Raw genomic sequence first — 1,735 nt, 5'->3', positions numbered from 1 at the left:
ATGTGTATAAGAGCCAGGGCGTCTACCCCGGAGCCGCACGCGTCGCCGCCGACCACGCCTTCGGGGGAGGGGTAGAGGACGACGCCGAAGCCGTGGTCGGCGGCGACGCGTGCGGCTCCGGTGTAGACGCCGGCGAAGAACTCCGTGGTGAGGGCGGGGACGACGAGGAGGACGGTGCGGGTGTGGCCGAGGCGGAGGTTGCGGGCGGCGAGGTTGGGCCGGTAGCCGAGGTCGCGGGCGGCTTCCCGGACGCGTTGGGCGGTGGTCTCGGAGACGCGGCCGCGCCATTTGTCGCCGAGGACGAGGGAGACGGCGGCCTGGGACACGCCGGCCGCCTGTGCGACGTCGCGGCTGGTCGGTCGCGTGCTGCTGCGTGCCACCGTGGGTCCGCTCCTTCGTCTGGACGTCCGAACAGCGCACATGGTACGTATGGGAGTCGAAGTTATACGTATTACTTGGAGGCGGGACATGGCCGCGGGATACCTGGAGATCCTCAGGGCGAGGCATGCGGCGCGCCTGCTGACGGGGACGCTGGTGGGCCGGTTGCCGAACGCCACCGCGGCGATCGCGATCGTGCTGTTCGTCCGGGCGGAGGGCGGCACGTACAGCCTCGCCGGGGCGCTCGCGGCCGTGTACGGGGTCGCCAACGCCGTGGGGCAGCCGGTGCTCGGGCGTCTGGTCGACCTGCACGGGCAGCCGCGGGTGCAGCTCCCGGCCGCCGTGGTGTCGGCCCTCGCGATGGCCCTGTTCGCCTTCACCGGCACCGGCCCGCTCCCGCTCGCCTACGGGGCGGTGGCGGCCGCGGGGCTCTTCACGCCGCCGCTGGAGGGCGGTCTGCGGGCGCTGTGGCCGAGCGTGCTGCGCCGGGAGGACCAGGTGCACACGGCGTACGCCATGGACGCGGTGGCGCAGGAAGTCATGTTCACGGTGGGGCCGTTGCTGGTGACGCTGTGCGTGTCGCTGTGGTCGGCGCAGGCGGCGCTGGTGGTGCTGAACGTGATCGGGGTTCTCGGGGCCCTGTCGGTCGTGGTGTCACCGCCCTCGCGCGCGTGGCGTTCCGGGCCGCGCGAGGCGCACTGGCTCGGGGCGCTGCGCTCGTCCGGACTCCTCGCGCTGCTCGGCGCCTTCCTGTTCGTCGGGATCGCGCTCGGGTCCATCACGGTGGCCTCCGTGCCGTACGCGGACGAGCACGGCGGGGACGCGGTGTACGGGTGGCTGATGGCCGGGATCGGTCTGGGGGCCCTGCTGGGCGGCACGGTGTACGGGGCGCGGCAGTGGGCCGGTGAGCCCGCGCGGCGACTGCAGGTCCTGGTGGCCTTCCTGGCGGTGTGTTACCTGCCGCTGACGCTGATGCCGGGCGCGGTCGCCATGACGCTGCTGATGGTCCTGGCGGGTGTGTTCCTGGCGCCCGTGATCGCCTGCGCCTTCGTCCTGGTCGACCGGCATGCGCCGGCCGGGACGGTGACCGAGGCCTTCTCCTGGATCGTGACGACGTTCACCGTGGGCGCCTCGGTCGGAACGGGGCTGGCGGGGCCGGTCGTCGAGGGCGGCGGGGCCCTGTGGGGGTTCGCCGTGCCGGGTGTCGCGGGGGGTGTGTCCCTGCTGGTTCTGCTGGTCACGGGACGCGTCCTGTCAGCTCCCGCCGGTCGGGTGGTGGTTGCGGCTTCATCGGAAAATGATCCAAACCGTGCGGCCGAACCCCGTTTCAGCTCGGGGGATCGGGCGTAATGTTCAG

2 protein-coding genes are annotated in these 1,735 nt (G+C 72.7%); one reads left to right on the top strand and one right to left on the bottom strand.

Annotated elements, in window-relative coordinates; genetic code table 11:
- Positions 1-422 (bottom strand): LacI family DNA-binding transcriptional regulator (locus AOJ26_RS40295; protein WP_159044525.1); only part of this gene is annotated, 422 nt, incomplete at its 3' end.
- 46 nt (positions 423-468) lie between these two features.
- Here AOJ26_RS40295 and AOJ26_RS40290 point away from each other — a divergent pair.
- Positions 469-1,728, top strand: a complete 1,260-nt coding sequence (locus AOJ26_RS40290) for an MFS transporter (RefSeq protein WP_053853290.1) — start codon at positions 469-471, stop codon at positions 1,726-1,728.
- The last annotated feature ends 7 nt before the right edge of the window (positions 1,729-1,735 follow it).

Source organism: Streptomyces sp. NRRL B-24085 (assembly GCF_001282115.1).
In the GTDB taxonomy this organism is placed as follows: domain Bacteria; phylum Actinomycetota; class Actinomycetes; order Streptomycetales; family Streptomycetaceae; genus Streptomyces.
The sequence above is the reverse complement of the archived record's forward strand: the minus strand, read 5'-3'. Positions and strand labels throughout refer to the sequence as shown.

What these genes read in the sequence shown, in the direction of transcription:
- AOJ26_RS40290 (WP_053853290.1), top strand. Translation starts at nt 469, where the DNA reads ATGGCCGCGGGATACCTGGAGATCCTCAGGGCGAGGCATGCGGCGCGC.